7 protein-coding genes, 1 tRNA gene and 1 pseudogene are annotated in these 7,331 nt (G+C 41.8%); 5 read left to right on the top strand and 4 right to left on the bottom strand.

Translation table 11 applies throughout. The features are described from left to right. Positions 1–521, bottom strand: a 521-nt coding sequence (locus Q1W14_RS04535) for an ATP-binding cassette domain-containing protein (RefSeq protein WP_300699605.1), incomplete at its 3' end; no start/stop codon positions are given. A gap of 231 nt (positions 522–752) precedes the next feature. Here Q1W14_RS04535 and Q1W14_RS04540 point away from each other — a divergent pair. The 5 genes from Q1W14_RS04540 (at position 753) to Q1W14_RS04560 (ending at position 6,302) form a co-directional block, all read left to right on the top strand. Then, positions 753–2,297: an acyl-CoA carboxylase subunit beta gene (locus Q1W14_RS04540; RefSeq protein WP_300699606.1), complete on the top strand. Its 1,545-nt coding sequence runs from the start codon at positions 753–755 to the stop codon at positions 2,295–2,297. Positions 2,298–2,315: 18 nt separating this feature from the next. Continuing rightward, positions 2,316–3,827, top strand: a complete 1,512-nt coding sequence (gene accC / locus Q1W14_RS04545; RefSeq protein ID WP_300699607.1) for an acetyl-CoA carboxylase biotin carboxylase subunit — start codon at positions 2,316–2,318, stop codon at positions 3,825–3,827. Positions 3,828–3,905: 78 nt separating this feature from the next. Further along, positions 3,906–4,430, top strand: a complete 525-nt coding sequence (locus tag Q1W14_RS04550; protein ID WP_300699608.1) for a biotin/lipoyl-containing protein — start codon at positions 3,906–3,908, stop codon at positions 4,428–4,430. Between the two features lie 336 nt (positions 4,431–4,766). Beyond that, positions 4,767–4,839 (top strand) — tRNA-Lys (locus Q1W14_RS04555). A gap of 242 nt (positions 4,840–5,081) precedes the next feature. Beyond that, positions 5,082–6,302 carry a site-specific integrase gene (locus tag Q1W14_RS04560; protein ID WP_300699609.1) on the top strand — a complete coding sequence of 407 codons (1,221 nt, stop codon included), beginning with the start codon at positions 5,082–5,084 and terminating at the stop codon, positions 6,300–6,302. 284 nt (positions 6,303–6,586) lie between these two features. Here Q1W14_RS04560 and Q1W14_RS04565 read toward each other — a convergent pair whose 3' ends face one another. The 3 genes and pseudogenes from Q1W14_RS04565 to Q1W14_RS04575 all read right to left on the bottom strand — a co-directional run. Beyond that, complete coding sequence (locus Q1W14_RS04565) at positions 6,587–6,880, bottom strand: helix-turn-helix domain-containing protein (protein ID WP_300699610.1); 294 nt, start codon at positions 6,878–6,880, stop codon at positions 6,587–6,589. An 81-nt stretch (positions 6,881–6,961) separates the two neighbouring features. Continuing rightward, complete coding sequence (locus tag Q1W14_RS04570) at positions 6,962–7,255, bottom strand: DUF3876 domain-containing protein (protein ID WP_065763044.1); 294 nt, start codon at positions 7,253–7,255, stop codon at positions 6,962–6,964. Then, positions 7,242–7,331: pseudogene (locus Q1W14_RS04575) on the bottom strand (DNA-binding protein); the annotation flags it as partial. The pseudogene Q1W14_RS04575 and the gene Q1W14_RS04570, both read right to left, overlap by 14 nt.

Below are 7,331 nucleotides of genomic sequence, written 5' to 3' on the forward strand. Positions count from 1 at the left end.
AGATGTTCTACCGACTGATCTTCGGGCGGACAACGCAAAGCATCCATCGCACGTTCCAGCTTACTATCGAGGTTCCAGGCATCGGTAGCATCAATGATGTCCTGCAATTCGCCTTGACGTGCGAAGAGCTTGTCCATCTTATCCTGATCTTCGTAATATTCGGGCAAACCGAACTTCTGGTTGATTTCTTCGTATTCGTTCAGGGCATCCACAATGGGCTGCACACCTTCCATAACGATCTCTTTCACAGTCTTGGTAGGGTCAAGATAGGGTTCCTGCGCCAAATATCCTACTGTATATCCCGGTGAAAACACCACTTCGCCCTGATAGGATTTATCTAACCCGGCGATAATCTTCAGCAGGGTTGATTTACCAGAACCGTTCAGACCGATGATGCCGATCTTCGCTCCATAGAAGAACGAGAGGTAGATGTTCTTTAACACCTGCTTGTTGTTCTGCGGAATGGTTTTATTTAACCCAACCATAGAAAAAATAATCTTCTTATCGTCTACTGTAGCCATATAAATGATTTAATGTATGAATAATGTGAACTTTCCGGGGGGATAGTTCATTATATAATATATACGTAATTTATAAAAATAATTTCAAGTAAAAACGAATTCTTAATAATGGCAGCAAAAGTACATGATTAATCGGTAATCACAAAGAAAATTGATACAATGTAATTTGTATGACAGGGTTTCCGCTACCAATCTACTACTTTTATGCCAGACCAAAAACAATTAATGCCTATGAAGGAACTACTTACACGACTGGAGGAACTGAACCGTACAGCCGAAATGGGAGGCGGAGAAGCCCGCATCGAGAAACAACATTCTGCCGGCAAACTCACCGCACGCGAGCGCATTGACCTGCTACTAGAAAAAGGATCATTCATCGAACTGGACAAGTTGGTAACACACCGTTGCACCGACTTTGGTATGGAAAAACAAAAGTATCAAGGCGATGGCGTTGTCACCGGCTATGGTATGATTGGCAAACGTTTAGTCTATGTATTTGCACAAGATTTTACTGTTTTCGGCGGTGCGCTTTCCGAAACTCATGCGAAGAAAATCTGCAAAGTGATGGATATGGCCATGCAAATGGGTGCCCCTATCATCGGTTTGAACGACTCGGGAGGTGCACGCATCCAGGAAGGTGTACGTTCATTGGCAGGATATGCTGAAATTTTTCTACGTAACTCACTGGCTTCGGGCGTTATTCCACAGATAAGCGCTATTATGGGTCCGTGCGCAGGTGGAGCAGTGTACTCACCTGCATTGACCGACTTCATCCTGATGGTAAAGGATTCGGGATATATGTTCATCACTGGCCCCGATGTTGTAAAGAGCGTTACCCAAGAAGAAGTTTCGAAAGATGAGCTTGGCGGTGTCGATGTGCATACCACCAAATCAGGCGTTGCCCATCTCGCTGCGGAAAACGACATCGAATGTATCAATTACATTCGGGAACTGATTTCCTATCTGCCGGGCAACAATATGGAGGAACCGCCTTTTGTAGCAACTACCGACTCTCCTACCCGCCTCACTCCGGAACTTACTCAATTGATTCCTACTAATCCAAATCAGCCATACGACATCAAAGAGATGATTCGTGCGGTAGCGGATGATAATAATTTCTTCGAATTACAGGAAGATTATGCCAAAAACATCGTCATCGGTTACATCCGCCTGAACGGAAAGACCATCGGCGTAGTGGCCGACCAACCGCTGGCACTGGCAGGCACACTGGACATCAATGCTTCCATCAAAGCAGCGCGTTTTGTACGTTTCTGCGATGCATTCAACATTCCTCTGCTCACGCTCGTAGACGTTCCGGGATTCCTTCCGGGCATTGACCAAGAGTACGGCGGCATCATTCGGAATGGCGCCAAACTACTGTATGCCTATTGCGAAGCAACTGTTCCTAAGGTCACAGTGATTACCCGCAAGGCTTACGGAGGAGCTTACTGCGTAATGAGTTCCAAACATATCCGTGGTGATGTAAATCTCGCCTTCCCCACTGCCGAAATTGCCGTAATGGGTCCGGACGGTGCGGTAAATATATTATTCCGCAAGGACATCGATGCCGCCAAAGACACCGATGCCAAACGGAAAGAAATGCAGGATGACTATCGGAGCAAGTTTGCCAACCCGTATCGTGCAGCCGAACTGGGATATATAGACGAGGTTATCGACCCTACTATCACCCGTCTGCACCTGATCAGGAGTTTCGAAATGCTTGCTAACAAACGGCAGTCGAATCCTCCGAAGAAACATTCCAATCTACCTTTATAATAATAGGAGGACTGAGTTATGATAAAGAAAATATTAGTTGCCAACCGAGGAGAAATAGCCATGCGCATCTTCCGCACCTGCCGGGTGATGAACATTGCTACGGTTGCCATTTATACACGTGTTGACCGTGGTGCCCTGCATGTGCGCTACGCCGAAGAAGCTTACTGCATCTCCGATTCACCCGAAGATACGTCCTATTTGAAACCTGAAAAGATTCTTGCCATCGCCAAGAAAATCGGTGCCGCCATCCATCCCGGCTACGGATTCTTGTCAGAGAATGCCGACTTTGCCCGTAGATGTGAAGAAGAAGGAGTAATATTTATCGGTCCGAATGCCGATATTATCGCCAAGATGGGCATCAAGACAGAGGCACGGAAAATCATGCGTGAAGCTGGATTGCCTATCGTTCCCGGTACAGAGAACCCTGTAAAAGGAATTGCAGAGGCCAAGAAAGTGGCTACCGAAGTAGGTTATCCAATCATGCTGAAAGCATTGGCTGGCGGAGGTGGAAAAGGTATGCGCTTGGTCCGTTCGGAACAAGATATCGAAGAAGCTCTCCGATTGTCACAATCTGAAGCCGGTAGTTCGTTTGGCAACGATGCTGTATATATCGAGAAGTATATCGAAAATCCACATCACATTGAAGTGCAAATTTTAGGTGATAAATATGGTAACGTTATCCATCTGCACGAGCGTGAATGCTCCATTCAACGCCGTAATCAGAAGGTTATAGAAGAGTCCCCGTCACCCTTCGTGAAAGACGAAACTCGCAAGAAAATGTTCAAAGTATCTGTGGAAGCCTGCAAAAAGATAGGTTATTACAGTGCCGGCACATTGGAATTCATGATGGACAAAGACCAGAACTTCTATTTCCTCGAAATGAATACCCGTCTGCAAGTGGAGCATCCTGTTACGGAAGAGTGTACCGGTGTCGACCTTGTACGTGATATGATTCTTGTGGCCGGTGGCAATCGTCTGCCTTATAAACAAGAAGATATTGAATTCCGGGGTGCTGCCATAGAGTGCCGCATCTATGCCGAAGATCCGGTAAACAACTTTATGCCTTCACCCGGTGTAATCACCGTACGCGAGGCTCCTGAAGGACGTAACGTCCGCCTGGATAGTGCCGCATACGCAGGCTTCGAAGTGTCACTACACTATGATCCGATGATTGCCAAACTATGTTGTTGGGGACGTAATCGAGATTCTGCAATATCCAGTATGGCACGTGCCTTGCGCGAATACAAGATTTTGGGTATCAAGACCACTATCCCCTTCCACCAACGTGTATTGAAGAATGAAGCATTTCTGAAAGGAAATTATGATACAACATTCATAGACACACGTTTTGACAAGGAGGATTTGAAACGCCGCCAGAACACCGATCCTACTGTAGCCGTTATAGCCGCTGCCCTGAAGCATTATGAGGAGGAGAAAGATGCTGCTTCCCGCGCCACAACTCTTCCTGTAGTGGGTGATTCTCTTTGGAAATATTATGGTAAGCTACAAATGACAGCCAATAATTATTAAATTAAAGGAGTTATTCAGGTAATAAAAGTTATTTTAATAATAAGAAGTTATTTTGATAACTCCCCAAAATGAATGCTTATGAATACAATATTAGCAACATATTACGCCAAAATACAGGATATTCCTGATACCGAGTATAAAGTTGAGATACTCGAAGATGGACCCATAAAGAAAGTAGCAGTCAATGGCCAAATTTATGAGGTGGATTATAATGTAGGTGGAGACTCTATCTACTCCATTATCATAAATAATCATTCGCACGGAGTACAAATATCCCCCATCTCCCACTCTGCCTACACCATCATGAACAAAGGAGATTTGTTTCAGATCGAGTTAAAAAGCGAACTGGAAAAGATTCATAACACCCGTAGTGGTTCCGATAAGCTGGGCCGCCAATTGATAGAATCTCCTATGCCAGGTGTAATCTTAAGGGTATACGTTAAGAAAGGTGATACTGTAAAACGTGGAGATCCATTGTGTGTACTGGTAGCTATGAAGATGGAAAATGAGATCCGAGCTGTTGCAGATGGTATAGTAAAGGAAATCTTCGTAGAAGAAAACACCAAAGTGGGATTGAATGACCGAATTATGATTGTTGAATAAAAAGAATCACGAATCAAAGTAGAAGATAGATCATTCCCAGCATTTTCATTCGTTCGTAAAACTTTGATATTCAATATATTCATTCAGTCGTAAAAAGGCTACACCCTTTACTCTATATGGCTACACCCTTTTTGTAATATGGTGTAGCCCTGTGGGGCAAAGGGTGTAGCCATATAAAACAAAAGGTATAAGGATATAAAATGAATCCTAGTTTCTTCATTATTTGTCCGCATTAATTCCCCATCGCCCTATTTATTTCCCAAAAAAAATCAATAATATTTCGCATTTTCAAAAAACATTCCTATCTTTGCACCCGCTTAACAGCAATAAAGGATTGATTCGCTAGCTCAGCAGGTAGAGCACAACACTTTTAATGTTGGGGTCTTGGGTTCGAGCCCCAAGCGGATCACTGAAAACAAAAGAAAAATCAAGCAAATCCCTGATAATCAAACATTATCGGGGATTTCTTTTTTCTAGCAGGTGGCAGAAAATAGCCGTTTCAAGCATATTATCGGTGGATAAATCGTGGGACTAAAATTTAGTTCAAAAAAGTCCCACAAATTTGCATCTTTCTCACTGATTCATAGTGTTTTGCATAGTACTACTTTGGAAGAGAATACATAGTTTTGTAACTCTAAAAACGATGTAAAAATGGCTCGTAAATCATTTTCTGTATTGTTCTTCATCAAGAAAGGCAAATTATTAAAGAACGGAGAAGCACCTGTGTGCATGAGAATTACCGTAAACGGCTGTATGGTAGATATTTCTATCAAAAGAAGCTGCCCTGTAAACTTATGGAATCAAGCAAAAGAAAATTCAAAAGGTAAAGACCGTATGTCGGTGGAACTGAACCACTACTTAGAAATCACACGTTCACGCATACACCAAATTTATAGAGAACTGGAAACTTCCGACAAGATTATCACTGTTGATCTTGTGAGAAAGTTGTTTTATGGTGTGGACGAAGATAACAAGACTTTATTGCAGGTATTCAGGGAACATAATGAGCAAAGCCGTAAGTTGATCGGCAAAGACTTTGTTAGTAAGACGGTACAAAGGTATGAAACCACTACCCGATATTTGGAGGAATTCATCAAGAAGGAATATCAGTTGTCGGATATTGCCCTGAATAATTTAGAAGCGAACTTCATTTCTAAGTTTGACGCTTTCTTGAAAATTGAAAAGGGTTGTGCGCAGAACTCTGCTATCACCCGATTAAAGAACTTGAAAAAGATTATCCGTGTAGCTTTGGAAAACGATTGGATAAAGAAAGATCCATTTGCCTACTATCGTTTCAAACTGGAAGATACTGATCCCGAATTCCTAACGATGGACGAGATTAAAATCATTCTTGCCAAAGAGTTCACGATTAAGCGGATAGAACAAGTAAGGGATATTTTTGTCTTTTGCATTTTTACCGGATTGGCGTTCAGTGATGTGAAAGATTTATCTCCTGAACACTTAGTAAAAGACAATAAAGGAGAACTTTGGATAAGGAAGAACCGCCAAAAGACGAAAATTATGTGTAATATTCCTGTGTTACCTGTGGCTGCTTCTATTCTTGACAAGTATAAAAATGTAGCAGAATGTACCGGAAAACTTTTACCTGTATTATGTAATCAGCGCATGAATAGCTATCTTAAAGAAATTGCCGATGTGTGCGGAATTCATAAGAATTTGAGCACACACACCGCCAGACATAGCTATGCCACAAGCATTTGCCTAGCGAATGGCGTAAGCATGGAGAACGTAGCCAAGATGTTAGGTCATGCCGATACCAGCGTAACAAAACACTATGCACGGGTACTGGATCAGAATATTCTAAAGGATATGCAGAAAGTAAATAGCTGCTTGTCAGAGTTGGCTATATAATAAAGGTAGTAGCCAATACAGAAAAAGGATTGGGAAGAATGAATTTCATTTTCTCAATCCTTTTCTTTTGAAGTAAGTTTTCCAGAACTCAATATGAAGCATTGACAAAGGTAAGTTCCGTATTTAGCCTGTTCAAGTCCAAGCCTTCGGTTTAGATAAAAATCTTCCTCTCATTGCATTTCGAGCGTATTTTTATCTAAAGACTTGCACAGACTAAATACTTCACTGGAAAAGTCAATGATTCAAATTAAATTCCGAAAAACAATGTTTTCGAGGGTAGCAGGTTATTCTTTCCAACTTTCAAAGTAGTGCCTTTGGAGCAGCTTATCAATATCACTTTGGCGGTAGATAATCTTTCCTTTTATCTGGATAAAGGGGATTAGCCCTGTATCTCGCCATTCTTGCAGGGTTCGCAAACTGACATTCAGTTTTTTAGAAACCTCATGATTGGAAAGAAAACGCTCTCCGTTCAGATGGGGCTTATAGTGTTTGACAATAGATTCAATACCGTTCAGCATTGAATCGAGCGAAGAAATAAATTCTTTGACTTGTGGGGTATCTTTATTTATTAGTTCCATGATTGAAAGATTGTTTTATTGAAAGATTGATTTCAAGATTGCTAGATGGCTAATCAATTAGATAATTAACTGGTTGATTGATTAGTTACGCAGATAGTCACCCAGTGACGAAAGGCTAAGTACATCTTTTCCCGGATCATAATCTATATAGAGCCATTTGGATGCAGCGGTAATAAAATACTGGCTACCATCTTGCTGTATCTCATAAGTAGCAGGAGAAGCCTGTTTAGTAGTTTCTGATACATATATGATAGAGAGAAGATAATCTTTGTCGTTCCGGTAGATGATAACCGTAGGATTCAGATTAACACTTTCCCATGTGCCGACAATGGAAAACAGGTTGAAGGAAGGATAATCTCCTTTAGTTCTTTTCATAGGGCATGATTTGGTTGGATGATTGATTCTGTGTTTCGCTGTCCGCAATAATTCTTTCAATATCGGAAGACTTATA

This window comes from Bacteroides sp. (assembly GCF_030151085.1).
Taxonomy (GTDB): Bacteria; Bacteroidota; Bacteroidia; order Bacteroidales; family Bacteroidaceae; genus Bacteroides.